The sequence below is a fragment of the Ideonella sp. genome (genome assembly GCF_035254525.1).
In the GTDB taxonomy this organism is placed as follows: Bacteria; Pseudomonadota; Gammaproteobacteria; order Burkholderiales; family Burkholderiaceae_C; genus Ideonella.
In genome coordinates this window covers 16,281-34,488 of record NZ_DATFAN010000096.1, presented here as the reverse complement: position 1 = coordinate 34,488, position 18,208 = coordinate 16,281, and the positions used below count along the sequence as shown (strand labels likewise).

Below are 18,208 nucleotides of genomic sequence, written 5' to 3'. Positions count from 1 at the left end.
GCGGCGCTCCGCAGGAGCCGCCGCCTACAAGTGGCGTGCGCGGATCCGGCCTTGCCGGTCCGCTGCGCGGGCCCCCTCCGGGGGGCAGCCCCCGGTAGGGGGCGTGGGGGCAAAGGTTCAGGCGGCGCGGCGAGCAGCCTTGGGGGCCGCCTGGCTCGCCTTGACGGCGGTGCTGGTCACGGCCTGAAAGTTCGCTTCGGCGACTTCAGCAGCCTGCTTGGCAGCCTTGTGGGCGCTTTCGTAGGCGTTGTTGGCGGCCGAGATGGCCGACTTCACCAGCGCGACGGCGCTTTCGGTGCCGGCCGGGGCGTTCTTGACGGCGCTGTCGACGCTGGCCATGAACTGCTTCTGGGCATCGGCCAGTTGCACTTCAGCGACCTTGGTCACTTCGGCATTGGTCGAGGCGGCGATGTCGTACAGGTGGCGGCTGTAGGCGGCGGCCTTCTCGGCTGCCGGCTGCAGCAGACCCGCTTGCAGCGACAGCAGTTCTTGCGCGTCCTTGACCGACAGCGTGGCCTTGGCGGTTTCGGCGACTTCGCCGAGCGAAGCCTTGGCGACTTGGAGGTTCAGTTCGACGAGCTTTTCGACGCCTTCGAAAGCCTTGTTGGTCAGGTCGAACAGGGTTTCGACGTTGGCCTTCTGGGCGGCGATCAGTTGTTCAGCGGTCAGCATATGCATCTCCTGGGGAGTCAAAGACAGGGGGCGGGGACACTGCAGCCCTTCCACAACTTATGGTGCGCTGCAACATGGCTCGAAGTATAGGGTTCTTACCGAGGTTTGCAAGCGGTATTTGTTGCAGTGCAGCAATCTAGGCCGAAGCGCCTAGAAGGGCCTGGAGACGGCTCGCTGTGGCACATTGGCCGGGCTCGACCATGCGCGCCTACACCTCGGACCATTTCGTGCTGCCGTTGCCCGACGGCCACCGCTTTCCGATGCCGAAGTACCGGCTGCTGCGCGAGCGGGTGGCGGCCGAGTTGCCCGACATCCGGCTGGAGGAGGCACCCGCGGCGACCGACGGCGAGCTCGCGCTGGCGCATGAGCCGGTCTACGTGAGCGCGGTGGCCGAAGGGCTGCTGAGCCCGGCGGCGCAGCGCGAGATCGGGTTTCCCTGGACACCGCGCATGGCCGAGCGGGCGCGTCGCTCGGTGGGCGCGACGATCGCTGCTGCCCGCACGGCACTGGCCGAGGGCGTATCGGCCAACCTGGCCGGCGGCACCCACCACGCGAGCGCCGACAAAGGCTCGGGCTACTGCGTCTTCAACGATGTGGCGGTGGCCGCCCGCCTGATGCAGGCCGAGTGGCACCGTTCGCACCGGGCCTTGCTGCGCGTGCTGGTGGTCGACCTCGACGTGCACCAGGGCAACGGCACCGCCGCCATCTTTGCCGACGACCCGACCGTGTTCACCTTCTCGATGCACGGCGAGCGCAACTTCCCGTTCCGCAAGGCCGCGAGCGACCTCGACGTGGAACTGCCTGACGGCTGCGGCGACGGCGACTACCTGGCTGCGCTCGACAACGCGCTGGCGGAGGTCTGGCGCCGGCACGGTGGTCTGCTGCCGGGCCTGGTCTTCTATCTCGCCGGCGCCGACCCGCACGAGAACGACCGCCTCGGCCGCCTGAAGCTCAGCGCCTCGGGCCTGGCCGAGCGCGATCGCCGGGTGCTGGCTGCGTTGCGCGAACGCGGGCTGCCGGTTGCGCTGTCGATGGCCGGCGGTTATGGGCGCGACATCCAGGAGACGGTGGCCATCCAGGCCCGCACCTTGTCGCTGGCTGCCGAAAGCTGGCAGGCGTGGCAGCGGCACCAGCCCGCAGCGATGGAACAATCGCCGGTATGAGCCCAGCCCCCGGCGCTTCGCGCCCGCAACCCGCACCACGCAGCGCCTACCGCGTGTTCCGCTCGATCGGCACGCGCTGGATGGACAACGACGTCTACGGCCACGTCAACAACGTCGTCTACTACAGCTTCTTCGACACGGCCGTCAACGGCCACCTGATCGACGCCGGCGCGCTGCAGATCGAAACCAGCCCGGTGATCGGCCTGGTCATCGAGACGCAGTGCAACTACTTTTCGTCGCTGACCTACCCGCAGGCGGTCGACGCCGGACTGCGCGTGGCCCACGTCGGCCGATCGAGCGTGCGCTACGAGGTCGGCTTGTTCGCGGCCGGGGAGCCGCTGTGCGCGGCCGCCGGTCATTTCGTCCATGTCTACGTCGATCGCGCCACGCGCCGGCCCGCGGCCCTGCCGGCCGCATTGCTGGCGGCGCTCGAACCGCTGCGAGGCTGAAGCCATGTCGCCCACACTGCCGCCAATACCGCCAATCACGCCCGAATCGATCGCCGCGGTCGATGCCGCGATCACGAGCCGCCGCTCGATTCGCGCCTTCCTGCCCACCCCGGTGCCGCGCGAGCAGATCGAGCAGATCCTCGCGGTGGCGGCGCGCGCGCCCTCCGGCACGAACGTCCAGCCCTGGCGGGTGCATGTGCTGACGGGCGAGGCGCGTGCACGCCTGTCGGGGCGCATCCGCGCCGCCTACGACGACCCCGAGGAGCGTGCCCAGCATAGCGAGGAGTACGCCTACTACCCGACGGAATGGCGTTCGCCCTACATCGATCGGCGGCGCAAGGTCGGCTGGGATCTGTACGGCCTGCTCGGCATCGGCAAGGCCGACAAGCAGCGCATGCACGCGCAGCATGGCCGCAATTACGAGTTCTTCGACGCGCCCGTCGGCCTGATCTTCACGATCGACCGCATCATGCGGCAGGGAAGTTGGCTCGACTACGGCATGTTCCTGCAGAACGTGATGGTCGCCGCCCGGGCCCGAGGGCTGGACACTTGCCCGCAGGCGGCCTTCACGCAGTTCCATCGCGTGATCGCCGCCGAGCTCGGCCTGCTGCCCGACGAGATGGTGGTCTGTGGCATGGCGCTGGGCCACGCCGATCCGGATGCGGCAGAGAACCAGTTGGTCACCGAGCGCGCGCCGGTGGCCGCGTTCGCCCGCTTCCACGGCTGAACGGGGCGGCGGCGACGCAGGTGGCGCGCCGTCCACGCAGTCGGCGTCTTGATGAGAGGAGCATGGCAGACATGGCAGCAGATGAACGACTTCGCGTCCTGGTGGCGCGCCGGCTGTTTCCTGAGGTGGTGGAGCGCCTGGGCGCGCACTTCGATGTCGACTACCGCGAGTCCGACGAGCCCGCAGAGCCGGACGTGCTGGCAGCGCGCCTGCAGGGATGTGCCGGCGCGCTGATCGCCGGTACCGAGCGCATCGACGCGGCACTGCTCGATGCCTGCCCGGGCCTGCGGGCCGTGTGCAGCATGGCAGTCGGTTTCAACAACATCGACGTGCCGGCCTGCACCGCGCACGGCGTGCTGGCCACGAACGCGCCGGGCGTGCTGACCGAGACCACCGCCGACTTCGGCTTTGCGCTGATGATGGCCACCGCGCGCCGCATCGCCGAGGGCGAACACTGGTTGCGCGCGGGCAAGTGGACGCACTGGACGGTCGACCTCTTCGCCGGCAGCGATGTGCATGGCGCGACGCTCGGCATCCTCGGCATGGGCCGCATCGGACAGGCCATTGCCCGCCGCGGCGCGCTGGGTTTCGGCATGAAGGTGGCCTACCACAACCGCAGCCGGCTGCCCGCCGCCGACGAGGCGGCCGTCGGTGCGCGCTACCTCGGCCTGACCGATCTGCTGCGCGAGGCCGACCACCTGATCATCGTCGTGCCCTACACGCCCGAGACGCACCACCTGGTCGGTGCGGCCGAACTGGCGCTGATGAAGCCGACGGCCACGCTGACCAACATCGCCCGCGGCGGTGTGGTCGACGACGCGGCGCTGGCCGAGGCGCTGCGCGAGCGGCGCGTCGCCGCCGCCGGGCTGGACGTGTTCGAGGGCGAGCCCAGCGTCCACCCGGCCCTGCTGCAGGTGCCGAACGTCGTGTTGACGCCGCACATCGCCAGCGCCAGCCTGCCCACGCGGCGCGCGATGGCCAACCTGGCCGCCACCAACCTGATCGCCGCCTTGACGGGCGGCACGCCGCCGACGCCGTTGAACCCCCAGGCCGCAGCATCTCGCCGCTGAGGGCGCTGCCACAATGCGTCGATGACGCTTGCTGACTGGCTGACGATCGCGCTGCTCGCGCTGAATTTCGCTCTCGTGTTGTGGCTGGCCTTGCGCCGGCCCGCCTCGAATGGCCTGGGCCCCAGGCTCGAAGAACTCGTGCAGCAGCAGCGCCAGGAGAGCGAACGGCTTGAGCGCGGGCTGCGCAGCGAGGTGCAGGCCAGTGCAAGCGCGACCCGCGCTGAATTGAGCCAGGGCCTGTCGCTGTTCCAGCAGGCGCTGCTGGCGCAATCGGGCGACGTGGCCCGCACCCAGAACGAGCAGATCGACAGCTTCCGTGTCCAGCTCGGCGCGATGCAGCAGCAACTCGCGCAGGCGCATCTGCAAGGGCGCGAGGCGCAGGACCTGGCGCTCAAGCGTTTCGCCGACAGCCAGAGCGAGCAGCTCAAGGCCTTGTCGGATGCCAACGAGCGCCGGCTGGCCGAGGTGCGGCAGACGGTGGAGAACAAGCTGTCGACGCTGCAGGAGGGCAATGAGAAGAAGCTCGAGCAGATGCGCGCCACCGTCGACGAGAAGTTGCACGCGACGCTGGAGCAGCGCCTGGGCGAGAGCTTCAAGCAGGTGGCCGAGCGGCTTGAGCTGGTGCACCGGGGGTTGGGCGACATGCAGGCCTTGGCGCGCGACGTCGGCTCGCTCAACCGCGTGCTGACCAACGTGAAGACGCGCGGCGTGTTCGGCGAGGTGCAGCTGGCCGGCCTGCTGGAACAGGTGTTCACGCCTGAGCAGTACGGCGCCAACGTCGAGACCGTGCCGGGCAGCGGGGCACGGGTCGAGTTCGCGATCCGCCTGCCGGGCCGGCGCGACGACGGCGCGCCGCTGTGGCTGCCGATCGACGCAAAGTTTCCGCGCGAGGACTACGAGCGCTTGCTGACCGCGCAGGATCAGGCCGACCCGGTGGCTGCCGAGGCTGCCGCGAAGGCGATCGAGTCGCGTCTGCGGCAGGAGGCCAGGACGATCCGCGAGAAATACATCGCGGCCCCGCACACGACCGACTTCGGCATCCTTTTCGTGCCCACCGAGGGCCTGTATGCCGAGGCGCTGCGCCGACCCGGGCTGGTCGAGAGCCTGCAGCGGGAGCACCGCATCACGCTGGCCGGCCCGACCACGCTGCTGGCCACGCTGAGCAGCCTGCAGATGGGCTTTCGCACGCTGGCGCTCGAGAAGCGCAGTGCCGAGGTGTGGGAGGTGCTCGGGGCCGTCAAGGGCGAGTTCCAGAAGTTCGGCGACGTGCTCGCGAGGACCAAGAAGAAGATCGAGGAGGCCGGCAACCAGATCGAGCTGGCCGAAACCCGCACCCGCCAGATGGCGCGCAAGCTCAAGGGCGTGGAGGCGCTGCCCGAAGGGCCGGCCCAGGCCCTGCTCGGCACCACGGTGGAGGACGACGCCGGAGTCGAGGGCGACGCGTGAGCGTTGCCGAGCAGCCGCCGCCTCGGTCCCAATTGCGCGCCGCGTTGCCGGCGGTGATCGGCGCGCTGGTCTGCGTGCACGCCAGCATGGCGGCCACGCGCGTCACCGCGAGCCTGCTGGTGCTGCACCGCGGTTATCCCGAGTGGATCGTCGGCGTGCTGCTGTCGCTGTTCGCCGTTGCGCCGATCGGGCTGTCGCTGTGGGCCGGTCGGCTGGCCGACCGGCACGGCTTGCGCCGGCCCCTCGGGGTGGGCGTGGCGATGGGAGCAGCCGGTGCGGCGGTCGCCGTGCTGAGCCAGCATCCGGTGGCGTTGGCCGTCGCGTCGCTGGCGACCGGCGGCGCGGTGGCGGTCGCCGCGGTCGGCATCCAGCGCGAGGCCGGGCTGATGGCGCGCGAGCCGAGTGACCTGAAGCGGGTCTTCAGCTGGATCGCGCTCGGCCCCGCGCTGTCGAACGCATTGGCGCCGGTGGTCGTCGGCCTGCTGATCGATCACGTGGGGTTTCGCTCGGGCTTCGTCTTTGCGGCGCTGCTGCCGCTCGTGGCCTGGTGGCTCGGCCGGCGCGTGCCGCGCGCGGCGCCGCCGGCGCATTCCCTGGAACAGGACAGCCAGGGTCGGCCGCGCGGTGCCTTCTCGGCCTTCGGCCTGCTGCGCGCGGCGCCGCTGCGCCGATTGCTGCTGGTGAACCTGGCGCTGTCGTCGTGCTGGGACGCGCACAGCTTCGTGGTGCCGGTGCTGGGCCATGCGCGGAGCTTGAGCGCTTCGAGCATCGGACTGATCCTCGGCGCGTTCGCGGTCGCCGCGACCCTGGTGCGCCTGGCCATCTCGCGCTGGGCCGAGCACCTGGACGAGAAACGCGCGCTGCGCCGGGCGATGGCGCTGGCGACGGCCGTTTGCGCGACCTACTACTGGCTGCCCGGCGCGGCCGGCATGATGCTCGGCTCGGCCCTGCTCGGGCTGGCGCTCGGGTCGGTGCAGCCGATGGTTCTGTCGATGCTGCACCAAGTGACGCCGGACGACCGCCACGGCCAGGCGCTGGGCCTGCGCATGCTGGTCACCAACTCGGCCACCATCGTGATGCCGGTCGCCTTCGGCGCGCTCGCGGCGGCCACGCTGCCGGCAGCTCCGCTATGGCTGATGGCGGGGCTGGTGCTGTTGGCGCAGGTGCCGGCCCGCCGGATCGCGCGGCCAGCCTAGAAGCGGATGTTCGGGCCGCTGGCCGGTCGGGCAGGTGCTGCGGGGGCCGGGGCGGCGGCCGGCGCCGCATCGGTGCCTGCGGCTGGGGCCGGCTCGGCGACCGCGGTCATTGGCGTCGGCGCCGGTGCGCGGTAGCTGGAGGGCAGCTTGGATTCGCGCGGGTAGCCGGCGGCATCGAGGTAGCCGTGCCACTCGCCTGGCGTCAGGCCCTTGAGCTGCTGCTGGCCGATGGTCAGCACCGGCAGGTTCGTGGTGCCGGCGAGCTGCTGCAAGGCGGCCTGGTCGGCGCTCGTGGCGGCCAGCGTCGTCTCGGCGAACGGGATGCCGCGCTGCTGCAGAAGGCGGCGGCCGGCGTCGCAAGGGCGGCAGTCGCGGGTCGAGTACAGCGTGACCGGGTACTTGGTGGCGGCCTGCTGCAGCTCGGCGGGCAAGCCGCTCAGGTTCGGTGCCCCGCCGCCCGAGCCCACGGCGACCGGCGTGACCTTGGCCTTGCCGTCGGGTGGCGGGGTGTCGGTGTAGGTGACCTTGCCATCCGGGCCGATCACCTTGTAGACCGCATGGGCGGGCAGGGCGGCCAGGGTGAGCGCAAGTCCGCTGGCAAGCAGCGCGGTGAGGCGGGTGGTTCGCGTCATGGCAGTCGGGGCGGCGAGGTGCATGGGTGGAATCTAGCCGAAGTCGTCAGGCGGCAATGCCTTGATGGCGCAGCAGCGCGTCGATTGTCGGCTCCCGGCCGCGGAAGGCCTTGAAGCTGTCGAGCGCGGGGCGGCTGCCGCCGACCTCGAGAATCTCGCTGCGGTAGCGCCGGCCGGTGGCCGGGCTCAGCACGCCTTCTTCCTCGAAGGCGCTGAAGGCATCGGCCGAGAGCACCTCGGCCCACTTGTAGCTGTAGTAGCCGGCCGAATAGCCGCCGGCGAAGATGTGGGAGAAGGTGTGGGCGTTGCGGGCGAAAGGCGGCGGCGTGACCACTGCGACCTCTTGCCGCACCTCGGCGGCAATCGACTGCACGCGCTGCGGCGCATCGGCCTCGGTGTGCAGGCGCATGTCGAACAGGCCGAACTCGACCTGGCGCAGCGTCTGCAGCCCGCTCTGGAAATTCTTCGCGGCGAGCATCTTGTCGAACAGCACGCGCGGCATCGGCTCGCCGGTGTCGACGTGGGCGGTGAGGTGCTTGAGCACATCCCACTCCCAGCAGAAGTTCTCCATGAACTGGCTGGGCAGTTCGACCGCGTCCCACTCGACGCCGGCAATGCCGGAGACGCCGAGGTCGTCGACCTGGGTCAGCAGGTGGTGCAGGCCGTGGCCGAATTCGTGGAAGAGGGTGATGACGTCGTCGTGCGTCAGCAGCGCCGGCTTGTCACCGACGGGTGCCGCGAAGTTGCACACGAGGTGGGCGATCGGGGTTTGCAGGCTGCTGTCGTCGGGCCGGCGCCAGCGCTCGCGCGCGTCGTCCATCCACGCCCCCGGGCGCTTGCCGGGGCGCGCGTGCGGATCGAGGAAGAACTCGCCGACCAGGTTCGCGCCGCGCTCGATGCGAAAGAAGCGCACGGACTCGTTCCACACCCGCGCTTGCCCCGGCCGGATGGCGACCTCGAACAGCGTCTCGACGATCTTGAACAGGCCGTCCAGCACCTTCGGCAGCGGGAAGTAGGCCTTGACCTCCTGATCGCTGAAGGCGTAGCGGGCCTCCTTCAGCTTCTCGCTGGCGTAGGCGATGTCCCACGACTGCAGGTCGGCCAAGCCGAGTTCGCGTGCGGCGAATTCGCGCAGCTCGGCCAGGTCGCGCTCGGCGCTGGCACGCGCACGTTGCGCGAGGTCGCGCAGGAAGGCCATGACCTCCACCGGGGTGCGGGCCATCTTGCTGGCCAGCGAGACCTCGGCGTAGTTGGCGTAGCCGAGCAGTTGCGCCTCCTCCTGCCGCAGGGTCAGCAGCTCGGCCATGACGGCGGAGTTGTCGAGTTCCGCAGGGCCGAGCTCGCTCGCGCGGGTCACGTAGGCCGTGTACAGCTTCTCGCGCAACGGCCGGTGGCGGCCGTACTGCAGCACCGGAAAGTAGCTCGGGAAGTGCAGGGTGATCTTGTGGCCCTCCTGGCCATCCTTCTCGGCCGCGGCGCGCATGCCTTGCACCACGTCGGCCGGCACGCCGGCCAGTTCATCGGCGCTGGCGTAGTGTGCAAAGGCATCGGTCGCGTCGAGCACGTGGTTCGAGTAGGCCTGCGACAGCTCGGCCATGCGGTCCTGGATAGCGGCGAAGCGGGCCTTGGCTTCGCCCTGCAGGTCGGCGCCACCGAGCTTGAAATCGCGCAGCCAGTGGGCCAGGGCTTGCCGGCGCGGTGCGCTCAGGCTCGCCGCGGCGGGGCTCGAGGCAACGGCGCGGTATTTCGCGTACAGCCGCTCGTCACTGCCCTGGCGGGTATAGAACTCGGTCACGCGGGCCAGGTTCTCGGCATGGGCGGCACGCAGCTCGGGCGTGTCGGCCACGTGGTTCAAGTGGTTGACGGCGCCCCAGGCCCGGGCCAGCTTCTCGGTGGCGACGGCGAGCACGGTAGACATCGCATCGAACTCGGCCGGCACTTCGGGACCGACCACGCGCTCGAGTGCGGTGTTGGCGCCGGCCAGCAGCGTGTCGACCGCGGGGGTGACATGCTCTGGCCGGATCGTGTCGTAGGCCATCGGGCCGTCGAACTGCAGGAGCGGGTTGGATTTCATCGTGTCTCCCAGGGCTGGTCTGTCGACAGACTCAAACAGCGGCGCGGCGTTCCGCCGCCTCGATCGTGTTGACCAGCAGCATCGTGATCGTCATTGGCCCGACCCCGCCCGGCACCGGGGTGATCCAGCCGGCCACCTGGCTGACGCCGGCGAAATCGACGTCGCCGCAGAGCTTGCCTTCGTCGTTGCGGTTCATGCCGACGTCGATGATCACGGCGCCGGGCTTGACCATGTCGGCGGTCAGCACATTGCGCTTGCCGACGGCCGCCACGACGATGTCGGCCTGGCGGGTGTGGAATGCAAGATCGGGTGTCGCGCTGTGACAGATCGTCACGGTCGCGTTGGCGCCCAGCAGCAGCATCGCCATCGGCTTGCCGACGATGTTCGAGCGGCCGATCACCACCGCGTGCTTGCCGCGCGGGTCGACGCCGATCGACTCGAGCATCTTCATGCAGCCGTAGGGCGTGCAGGGCTTGAAGCCGGGCTGGCCGACCATCAGCGCACCGGCCGAGGCGACGTGGAAACCGTCGACATCCTTTTCGGGCGAGATCGTTTCGATCACCTTGTGCGCGTCGATGTGCGCGGGCAGCGGCAACTGCACCAGGATGCCGTGGATGGCCGGATCTTCATTCAGGGCCTCGATCCTGGCGAGCAACTCGGCTTCGGGCATCGAGGCCTCGTACTTCTCGAGCACCGAATGAAAGCCGGCATCGGCGCAGGCCTTGACCTTGTTGCGCACGTAGACGGCACTGGCCGGGTTCTCGCCGACCAGGATCACCGCCAGGCCGGGCTGGTGGCCGCGGGCGGCGAGGGCGGCAGCGCGCTCGGCCACTTCGGCACGCAGTTGGCGGGACAGGGCGTTGCCATCGATCAGTTGGGCGGTCATGGTCGTTGAATCCTCGGGCAAGAAGCGCGAACGGGGCCTGAAAGGCCCCGTCGCAATGAAGGTGGTGTCGGCGTGAAGAAGTTCAGGCCTTGTGGGTGGCGCCCAGCGCGATCTTCAGCAGGTCGGCCACGGTGTTGGCGTTGAGCTTTTCCATGATGTTGGCGCGGTGCGCCTCCACCGTCTTGATGCTGATGCCCAGGTCGTCGGCGATCTGCTTGTTCAGCCGGCCGGCGACGATGCGCTCGAGCACCTGGGCCTCGCGGGTGGTCAGGCGCGACAGCAGCGCGTCGCGGCTGGCCTGCTCCTGGTACTGCGAGAAGGCGACGCGGGCCTGATCGAGCATGCGCTCGACGAGCGCCACCAGTTCGTCTTCCTTGAAGGGTTTCTCGATGAAGTCCATCGCGCCCTTCTTCATCGTCGTGACCGCCATTGGTACGTCGCCGTGGCCGGTGATGAAGACGACGGGCAGCGGGCTCTTGCGCTCGAGCAGCCGATCCTGCAGTTCCAACCCGCTCATGCCGTCCATGCGGATGTCGGCGATCAGGCAGGCGACCTCGCGCGGGTCGAAGCGGGAAAGAAAGGATTCCGCCGAGTCGAAGCACTTGACCCGGTAGTCCTTGCCCTCGAGCAGCCATTGCAGTGAATCTCGGACCGCCTCGTCGTCATCGACCACGTAGACAGTACCCTTTTTCGGAATCAGGCTCATGAGGCAGAGGCGTTCGGGTTCGACGCTGCGGCCACGTCCGGCACGTCAGGCACGGGCGCAGCTTCGGCGCGTTGGGACAGGTCGACCGGCAGGGTGAACGCGAAGCGGCACCCGGAAATCGACCCACCATTGTAGAGGTTCTGCGCCCGGATCCGGCCGCGGTGAGACTCGATGATCGAGCGGCACAGCGACAGGCCGATGCCCATGCCCTCGGCCTTGGTCGAGAAGAAGGCTTCGTACAGGCGCGCCAGCACCTCTTCTTTCATGCCCGGGCCCATGTCGGTGACGCTGAACTCGATCACGCCGCCTTCTTCCGGCGTATGGCGCGGCACGACGCGCAGCTCGATGTGGCGGCGCGAGTTGGGCAGCCTGGCGCTGTCGATCGCTTCGGCAGCGTTCTTCAGAAGGTTCAGCAGCACCTGCTCGATCAGGATGGGGTCGACGCTCAGCATCGGCAGGCGCTGCGCGACGTAGGTGTGGATCGCCACCTTTCGCCGGCGCAGCTCGATGCCGGCGAGCTCGACCGCGTCCTCGACGATGTCGCGTGCATGCGCCGGCTGGCGCTGCGGCTCGCTGCGTTTCACGAACGAGCGGATGCGGTGGATGATCTGTCCGGCCCGCTCGGCCTGGCGGCCGGTCTTCTGCAGCGCGGCGATCAGGTCGTCGGTGCCGATCGACTGGTTGCGCACCCGGCTGATCATGCCGTTGCAGTAGTTGTTGATCGCGGTCAGCGGCTGGTTCAGCTCGTGGGCGACCGAGGAGGCCATCTCGCCCATCGTGATCAGCCGGCTCGTGACCTGGGCCTTCTCGGCCTGTTGCTGGGCCTGTTCCTCGACCCGGCGGCGGGCGGTGATGTCGGTGGCGATCAGCATCTGTGCCAGGCGGCCGTCGGTCCATTGCAGGTAGCGGGCGCGCACGTCGAACCACATCTGCAGCGACTCGACGTAGACCTCGCGCGGCTGCGAGCCGCTCTCTGTCAGCGGCTGGGTCGGCAGGCCGGACAGGCCGTCGACCTCCTCGTCGGGTTCGGGCAGGAAGGGCACGCCGTGCGAGCTGTTGGCGAGCAGCGCATGGCCGCGCGCATCGGCGCCGAACCACAGGCGGTACGAACGGTTGGCGAACAGCAGTTCACTGTGCTGCACCGACAGCACCGACACGGCCGCATCCAGCCCCTCGAGCACGGTGGTGAAGCGCTCGTGCGAGGCGGAAAGCTGGTCACGGATGCGCTTGGCTTCGGTGATGTTGGTCACCGAGGTCATCCAGCCCGCCTGCTGGCCCTTGGGGTCGATCAGCGGCGAGACGTACATGCGCGCATCGAAGATCGAGCCGTCCTTGCGCATCACCTTGACCTCGATGCCACCGACCGGGCTGCGGCCCTGCAACTCCTGCTGCAGCAGCCGGGTGTTCTCTTCGATGCGATCCGGTGGCCAGTAGGGGAAGGGCGGGTAGCGGCCGATCAGGTCGGCTTCGGCAAAGCCGGTCATGGCGCAGAAGGCCGGGTTCACGTAGGTGACGCGGCCGTCTTTGTCCATCGCGCGCATGCCGGTCAGCATGGAGTTCTCCATCGCCCGGCGGAAGTTCGTTTCCTGCACCAGCGCGTGCTGGATCTGCGAGCGGCGGCGCATGTGGCGCCAGGTGCCCAGCAGCATCCAGACGGTGAGCACCGACAGCGCGACGACCATCCAGAACAGCGTGTTGCCGATCAGGCCGATCGAGGTGCGATAGCCCTGGCCGCGCAGCGTCAGCCCGTTGGACATCGGCGCCAGCGGCAGGTCGTATTGCAGCGAGGGCGCCGCGGCCGGCTGGCCGGGCATGGAGCTTACGGTGCTGACCAGTACCCGCTGGTCGGGCCCGAGCACGCTGACCAGGTGCCGGCGCGTGACCTCCGTCGGGACGAAGAAGCGCACCAGCGCTTCGACCGAGTACTCGACGATCAGCGTGCCGGCGAAATTGCTGCGGTCGATCAGCGGCACCTGGATCTGGAACACGGCCAGGCCGCTGGCATCGGTGAACGGGCGCGAATAGACCGGCTGGCGCGTGTCGCGTGCGGCGATGAAGGCGTACTCGGCCTCACTGCGCCGGCCCTCGGCCGGCAGCGAGGGGTCGGCGGTGGGGCTGCCGCCGCCGTCATCGCTGCGAAAACTCAGCACCGCCTGGCTTGCGCGGACCTTGCGCTGGGCATTGATCCAGGTGAAGTGGCGCACCTCGGGCCGCTCGCGCTGGAAGGCACCCGCCTGCCCGAGGAACTCGGCGGCGTCGATGTCGCGCGTGACCAGCTCGCGCGCGATGCGAACGAGCTGCTCCTGGTTCTCGATCAGGTGCAGGCGAATCTGCTGCTGGGCGACCTCGGTGTCGCGCCGCAGCGCGTCGGTGGCGCGGTCGATCTCCTCGTTGCGCAGGTACCAGAACGCGGCCGTGATCGCGGCCAGGAACAGCAGCACCGACACCAGCGGCCCGATGGTCGCGAAACGATCCTGCCGCGCCGGCGATTGCTGCCGCCACCAGCGGCCGACAAGACGCTGAAGGCGCGAGGGAGAGGGTTTGAGCGGTTCGCGAGCCAAGACCATTGGCGCGATTATCGCGGCGGGGCCGCCGGTCGGCCGGCGTGTGGCCGGGCGCCGCCGTGCGATACGCCCGGGATGGTCTACGTACACACCACAATATGAAATCGACAGCCACCATTTGAAAATCGAAACTGGCTGTGCGAAACTTCCCGCCGACCGATCACCCGTCAGACAACGGCCCGCTCGTGGCCTTTCCCGAGGAGACAACCATGTCCGCCCTGCCTGAATCGTTCCTGGGCGCCGCCGCGAATGACGCGGACGCGCAGGAGACCCGAGAGTGGCTCGATGCCCTGTCGGCCGTGCTCGAAACCGAAGGGCGCGAACGCGGCCACTTCCTGCTCGAGCAGCTGCTCGAGCATGCGCGACAGCACGGCGTGGACATGCCGTTCTCGGCCACCACCGCCTACGTCAACACCATCGAGCCCGAGGACGAGCCTCACTACATTGGCAACATCGAGATCGAGGAACGGCTGCGCGCTTACATGCGCTGGAACGCGATGGCGATGGTCGTCAAGGCCAACCGCCTGCACCCGGAAGACGGGGGCGACCTCGGCGGCCACATCTCGTCGTTCGCCTCGGTCGCCACGATGTTCGGCGCCGGCTTCAATCACTTCTGGCACGCCGACACGCCGGACCACGGCGGTGACCTGCTCTACATCCAGGGCCACTCGGCCCCCGGCATCTACGCCCGCGCCTTCATGGAAGGCCGCATCAGCGAAGAGCAGCTGCTCAGCTTCCGGCAGGAGGTCGACGGCAAGGGCCTGTCGAGCTACCCGCACCCGAAGCTGATGCCCGAGTTCTGGCAGTTCCCAACCGTCTCGATGGGCCTGGGCCCCCTGATGGCGATCTACCAGGCGCGGTTCCTGAAGTACCTGCATGCCCGCGGCATCGCCGATACGAGCAAGCGCAAGGTCTGGGTCTTCTGCGGCGACGGCGAGATGGACGAGCCCGAAAGCCTGGGCGCGATCGGCCTGGCCGCGCGTGAGAAGCTCGACAACCTGATCTTCATCGTCAACTGCAACCTGCAGCGCCTGGATGGCCCGGTGCGGGGCAACGGCAAGATCATCCAGGAGCTGGAGGGCGACTTCCGCGGTGCCGGCTGGAACGTCATCAAGCTGATCTGGGGCTCGTACTGGGATCCGCTGCTGGCGCGTGACAAGGAAGGCCTGCTGAAGAAGGTCATGATGGAGACGCTGGACGGCGACTACCAGGCGATGAAGGCCAACGATGGCGCCTTCGTCCGCAAGAACTTCTTCGGCCGCCACCCCAAGCTGCTCGAGATGGTGTCGAAGATGAGCGACGACGACATCTGGCGCCTGCAGCGCGGTGGCCACGACCCGCAGAAGGTCTACGCGGCCTACCACAAGGCGGTCAACACCAAGGGGCAGCCGACGGTGCTGCTGGTCAAGACCATCAAGGGCTTCGGCATGGGCAAGGCGGGCGAGGGCAAGAACATTGCCCACCAGGCCAAGAAGCTGACCGACGAGGACATCAAGGCCTTCCGCGACCGCTTCAACATCCCCATCCCCGACAGCGAGCTGTCGAAGCTGCCGTTCTACAAGCCGGCCGAAGACACGCCGGAGATGCGCTACCTGCACGAGCGGCGCCAGGCGCTGGGCGGCTCGCTGCCCAAGCGCCGCACCAAGGCCGAAGAATCGCTGCCGGTGCCCGATCTGGCGGCCTTCCAGTCGGTGCTGGATCCGACCGCCGAAGGGCGCGAGATCTCGACCACCCAGGCCTATGTGCGCTTCCTGACCTCGCTGCTGCGCGACAAGGCGCTGGCCCCGCGCGTCGTGCCGATCCTCGTCGACGAGGCGCGCACCTTCGGCATGGAGGGCCTGTTCCGCCAGATCGGCATCTACAACCCCGAAGGCCAGAAGTACACCCCGCAGGATCGTGACCAGGTCTCCTACTACAAGGAAGACGTGGCCGGCCAGATCCTGCAGGAGGGCATCAACGAAGCCGGCGGCATGAGCTCGTGGATCGCCGCGGCGACCTCGTACTCGACGAACAACCGGGTGATGATCCCGTTCTACGTCTACTACTCGATGTTCGGCTTCCAGCGCATCGGCGACCTGGCGTGGGCGGCGGGCGACATGCAGGCGCGCGGCTTCCTGCTCGGCGGCACATCGGGCCGGACCACGCTGAACGGCGAAGGCCTGCAGCACGAAGACGGCCACAGCCACATCCTGGCGGGCACGATCCCGAACTGCGTCAGCTACGACCCGACCTTCGCGCACGAGGTGGGCGTGATCATGCACCACGGCCTGAAGCGCATGGTCGAGAAGCAGGAGAACGTCTTCTACTACATCACCCTGCTGAACGAGAACTACCCGATGCCCGGCCTGAAGCCCGGCACCGAGGAACAGATCATCAAGGGCATGTACCTCCTCGAGGAGGGGGCCAAGAAGACGCCGCGCGTGAACCTGCTGGGCTCGGGCACGATCTTGCGCGAGTCGATCGCCGCCAAGAAGCTGCTCGAAGCCGACTGGGGCGTGGCCGCCAACGTGTGGAGCTGCCCGAGTTTCAACGAGCTCGCCCGCGACGGCCAGGACTGCGAACGCTGGAACCTGCTGCACCCGACGGATGCGCCGCGCGTGCCGTTCGTCACCGAGCAGCTCACGCCGCATGCCGGGCCGGTCATCGCGTCGACCGACTACATGAAGAACTACGCCGATCAGATCCGCGCCTTCATTCCCAAGGGCCGGACCTACAAGGTGCTGGGCACCGATGGCTTCGGCCGCAGCGACTTCCGCTACAAGCTGCGCGAGCACTTCGAGGTCAACCGCCACTACATCGTGATCGCGGCGCTGCGTGCCCTGGCCGACGAAGGCAGCGTGCCCGTGGCCAAGGTCGCCGAGGCCATTGCCAAGTACGGCATCAACACCAACAAGATCAACCCGCTGTACGCCTGAGCGCGGCTGGAGACACTCAACATGGCATTGGTCGAAGTGAAGGTCCCCGACATCGGGGACTTCAAGGACGTGGCTGTCATCGAACTGCTGGTCAAGCCCGGCGACACGGTGAAGCCCGAGCAGAGCCTGGTCACGGTGGAGAGTGACAAGGCCTCGATGGAGATCCCGTCGACGCACGGCGGCGTCGTCAAGGAAATGAAGGTGACCCTGGGCGACAAGGTCAACGAAGGCTCGGTGTTGCTGATGCTGGAGGCCGCGGGTGAAGCCGCGGCCGTTGCGGCGCCCGCCCCGGCGCCGGCTGCCGCCGCCGTGCCTTCACCGGCGCCAGCGGCACCCGCCCCGGCGCCCGCCGCTGCACCGGCCGCCGCCGGTGGCCGCATCGAGGTCACGGTGCCCGACATCGGCGACTTCAAGGACGTGGCCGTCATTGAGCTGCTGGTCAAGCCCGGCGACACCGTGAAGGCCGAGCAGTCGCTGATCACCGTCGAGAGCGACAAGGCATCGATGGAGATTCCATCGTCGCACGCTGGTGTGGTGAAGGAGCTGAAGGTCGCGCTGGGTGACAAGGTCAACCAGGGCACGCTGATCGCGGTGCTCGAGGGCGCTGGCGGGGCCGCGGCCCCGGCAAGTGCCGCCGCCGCGGCCCCGGTGCAGACCGTGACCGCCACCGGGCCCGCGCCCGGCACCTTGTCGAGCGCACCGGTCGAACGCACGCCACCGACGGCCGCGCTGCCCGCGCACGAGCCGACGGCGTCGCCCGTCAACCTGCCGCACGCGTCGCCGACGATCCGCCGCCTGGCCCGCGAACTGGGGGTGCCGCTGGGCGAGGTCAAGGGCACGGGCCCAAATGGCCGCATCACGCAGGACGACGTGCAAGGCTTCGTCAAGCAGGTGATGGCTGGCGAACAGCAAACGGCTGCGCAGAAGGCCAAGGCACCCGCGGCCGCGCCGGCCGCTGCGGGTGGCGCCTTCCCGGGCCTGCTGCCCTGGCCGCAGGTCGATTTCGCGAAGTTCGGCCTGATCGAGCGCAAGGAGCTCTCGCGCATCAAGAAGATCAGCGGCGCGAACCTGCACCGCAACTGGGTCGTGATCCCGCACGTCACCAACCACGACGATGCCGACATCACCGAGCTCGAGGCCTTCCGCGTCCAGCTCAACAAGGAGAACGAGAAGTCGGGCGTCAAGGTCACGATGCTGGCCTTCATGATCAAGGCGGCGGTCGCCGCGCTGAAGAAGTTCCCCGAGTTCAACGCCTCGCTCGACGGCGATACCTTGGTGCTGAAGAACTACTTCCACATCGGCTTCGCGGCCGACACGCCCAATGGACTGGTCGTGCCGGTGATCAAGGATGCCGACAAGAAGGGCATCCTTGCGATCAGCCAGGAGATGAGCGAGCTCGCCAAGAAGGCACGCGACGGCAAGCTGGGGCCTGCCGACATGAGCGGCGGCTGCTTCAGCATCAGCTCGCTCGGCGGCATCGGCGGGCGCTACTTCACCCCGATCATCAACGCGCCTGAAGTGGCGATCATGGGCGTGTGCAAGAGCAGCATGGAGCCGCGCTGGGACGGCAAGGCCTTCGTGCCGCGCCTGATCCTGCCGCTGTCTCTGAGCTGGGATCACCGCGTGATCGACGGCGCCGCCGCAGCGCGCTTCAACGTCTATTTTGCGTCCCTGCTGGCGGACTTCCGCCGCATTGCACTCTGATCGG

General features: G+C 68.6%; 14 protein-coding genes. 8 read left to right on the top strand and 6 right to left on the bottom strand.

Translation table 11 applies throughout. From position 1 onward, the window contains the following. Positions 1-117 precede the first annotated feature (117 nt). Positions 118-672, bottom strand: coding sequence for a phasin family protein (locus VJ693_RS09295; RefSeq protein WP_324153533.1), 555 nt, complete (start codon positions 670-672; stop codon positions 118-120). Between the two features lie 200 nt (positions 673-872). Between VJ693_RS09295 and VJ693_RS09290 the strand changes: the two genes are divergently transcribed. The 6 genes from VJ693_RS09290 to VJ693_RS09265 all read left to right on the top strand — a co-directional run bounded on the left by VJ693_RS09290 (position 873) and on the right by VJ693_RS09265 (position 6,723). Further along, entirely contained in the window at positions 873-1,835 is a 963-nt protein-coding gene (locus VJ693_RS09290) for a histone deacetylase (RefSeq protein ID WP_324153498.1), read from the top strand. Then, on the top strand, positions 1,832-2,284 hold the full coding sequence (locus VJ693_RS09285; RefSeq protein ID WP_324153496.1) for an acyl-CoA thioesterase: 453 nt from the start codon (positions 1,832-1,834) through the stop codon (positions 2,282-2,284). Before VJ693_RS09290 ends, VJ693_RS09285 begins: the two co-directional genes overlap by 4 nt. 4 nt (positions 2,285-2,288) lie before the next feature. Next, the gene (locus VJ693_RS09280) at positions 2,289-3,011 is read left to right on the top strand and encodes a nitroreductase (protein ID WP_324153495.1); all 723 of its coding nucleotides are present in this window, start codon (positions 2,289-2,291) and stop codon (positions 3,009-3,011) included. Positions 3,012-3,073: 62 nt separating this feature from the next. After that, positions 3,074-4,081 carry a 2-hydroxyacid dehydrogenase gene (locus VJ693_RS09275; RefSeq protein WP_414652247.1) on the top strand — a complete coding sequence of 336 codons (1,008 nt, stop codon included), beginning with the start codon at positions 3,074-3,076 and terminating at the stop codon, positions 4,079-4,081. Between the two features lie 21 nt (positions 4,082-4,102). Next, positions 4,103-5,527: a DNA recombination protein RmuC gene (locus VJ693_RS09270; RefSeq protein WP_324153492.1), complete on the top strand. Its 1,425-nt coding sequence runs from the start codon at positions 4,103-4,105 to the stop codon at positions 5,525-5,527. Continuing rightward, positions 5,524-6,723 carry an MFS transporter gene (locus VJ693_RS09265; RefSeq protein WP_324153491.1) on the top strand — a complete coding sequence of 400 codons (1,200 nt, stop codon included), beginning with the start codon at positions 5,524-5,526 and terminating at the stop codon, positions 6,721-6,723. Before VJ693_RS09270 ends, VJ693_RS09265 begins: the two co-directional genes overlap by 4 nt. Here VJ693_RS09265 and VJ693_RS09260 read toward each other — a convergent pair. The 5 genes from VJ693_RS09260 to VJ693_RS09240 all read right to left on the bottom strand — a co-directional run bounded on the left by VJ693_RS09260 (position 6,720) and on the right by VJ693_RS09240 (position 13,588). After that, a complete protein-coding gene (locus tag VJ693_RS09260; protein WP_324153489.1) occupies positions 6,720-7,355 on the bottom strand; it encodes a glutaredoxin family protein in 636 nt (211 codons plus the stop codon). The two genes, VJ693_RS09265 and VJ693_RS09260, sit on opposite strands and share 4 nt — an antisense overlap. Positions 7,356-7,401: 46 nt before the next feature. Further along, entirely contained in the window at positions 7,402-9,429 is a 2,028-nt protein-coding gene (locus tag VJ693_RS09255; RefSeq protein WP_324153488.1) for a M3 family metallopeptidase, read from the bottom strand. A gap of 31 nt (positions 9,430-9,460) precedes the next feature. After that, positions 9,461-10,315 (bottom strand): bifunctional methylenetetrahydrofolate dehydrogenase/methenyltetrahydrofolate cyclohydrolase FolD, encoded by an 855-nt coding sequence (folD, locus tag VJ693_RS09250; RefSeq protein ID WP_324153486.1) that lies wholly within the window; start codon positions 10,313-10,315, stop codon positions 9,461-9,463. An 82-nt stretch (positions 10,316-10,397) separates the two neighbouring features. Next, positions 10,398-11,021 carry a response regulator transcription factor gene (locus VJ693_RS09245; RefSeq protein WP_324153484.1) on the bottom strand — a complete coding sequence of 208 codons (624 nt, stop codon included), beginning with the start codon at positions 11,019-11,021 and terminating at the stop codon, positions 10,398-10,400. Then, positions 11,018-13,588, bottom strand: coding sequence for a PAS domain S-box protein (locus VJ693_RS09240; protein WP_324153482.1), 2,571 nt, complete (start codon positions 13,586-13,588; stop codon positions 11,018-11,020). Before VJ693_RS09240 ends, VJ693_RS09245 begins: the two co-directional genes overlap by 4 nt. Before the next feature lie 206 nt (positions 13,589-13,794). Here VJ693_RS09240 and aceE point away from each other — a divergent pair, with 206 nt between their 5' ends. Both aceE and aceF read left to right on the top strand, forming a co-directional pair. After that, positions 13,795-16,500: a pyruvate dehydrogenase (acetyl-transferring), homodimeric type gene (gene aceE / locus VJ693_RS09235; protein WP_324153480.1), complete on the top strand. Its 2,706-nt coding sequence runs from the start codon at positions 13,795-13,797 to the stop codon at positions 16,498-16,500. Between the two features lie 21 nt (positions 16,501-16,521). Continuing rightward, positions 16,522-18,204 carry a dihydrolipoyllysine-residue acetyltransferase gene (gene aceF, locus VJ693_RS09230; RefSeq protein ID WP_324153478.1) on the top strand — a complete coding sequence of 561 codons (1,683 nt, stop codon included), beginning with the start codon at positions 16,522-16,524 and terminating at the stop codon, positions 18,202-18,204. Positions 18,205-18,208 lie beyond the last annotated feature (4 nt).

Bases quoted from the DNA above. Each gene is read 5' to 3' on its own strand.
- VJ693_RS09290 (WP_324153498.1), top strand. From the start codon at position 873: ATGCGCGCCTACACCTCGGACCATTTCGTGCTGCCGTTGCCCGACGGC.
- VJ693_RS09240 (WP_324153482.1), bottom strand. From the start codon at position 13,588: ATGGTCTTGGCTCGCGAACCGCTCAAACCCTCTCCCTCGCGCCTTCAG.
- VJ693_RS09280 (WP_324153495.1), top strand. From the start codon at position 2,289: ATGTCGCCCACACTGCCGCCAATACCGCCAATCACGCCCGAATCGATC.
- folD (WP_324153486.1), bottom strand. From the start codon at position 10,315: ATGACCGCCCAACTGATCGATGGCAACGCCCTGTCCCGCCAACTGCGT.
- aceE (WP_324153480.1), top strand. From the start codon at position 13,795: ATGTCCGCCCTGCCTGAATCGTTCCTGGGCGCCGCCGCGAATGACGCG.
- VJ693_RS09275 (WP_414652247.1), top strand. From the start codon at position 3,074: ATGGCAGACATGGCAGCAGATGAACGACTTCGCGTCCTGGTGGCGCGC.
- VJ693_RS09285 (WP_324153496.1), top strand. From the start codon at position 1,832: ATGAGCCCAGCCCCCGGCGCTTCGCGCCCGCAACCCGCACCACGCAGC.
- VJ693_RS09270 (WP_324153492.1), top strand. From the start codon at position 4,103: ATGACGCTTGCTGACTGGCTGACGATCGCGCTGCTCGCGCTGAATTTC.
- VJ693_RS09245 (WP_324153484.1), bottom strand. From the start codon at position 11,021: ATGAGCCTGATTCCGAAAAAGGGTACTGTCTACGTGGTCGATGACGAC.
- VJ693_RS09260 (WP_324153489.1), bottom strand. From the start codon at position 7,355: ATGACGCGAACCACCCGCCTCACCGCGCTGCTTGCCAGCGGACTTGCG.
- aceF (WP_324153478.1), top strand. From the start codon at position 16,522: ATGGCATTGGTCGAAGTGAAGGTCCCCGACATCGGGGACTTCAAGGAC.
- VJ693_RS09295 (WP_324153533.1), bottom strand. From the start codon at position 672: ATGCTGACCGCTGAACAACTGATCGCCGCCCAGAAGGCCAACGTCGAA.
- VJ693_RS09255 (WP_324153488.1), bottom strand. From the start codon at position 9,429: ATGAAATCCAACCCGCTCCTGCAGTTCGACGGCCCGATGGCCTACGAC.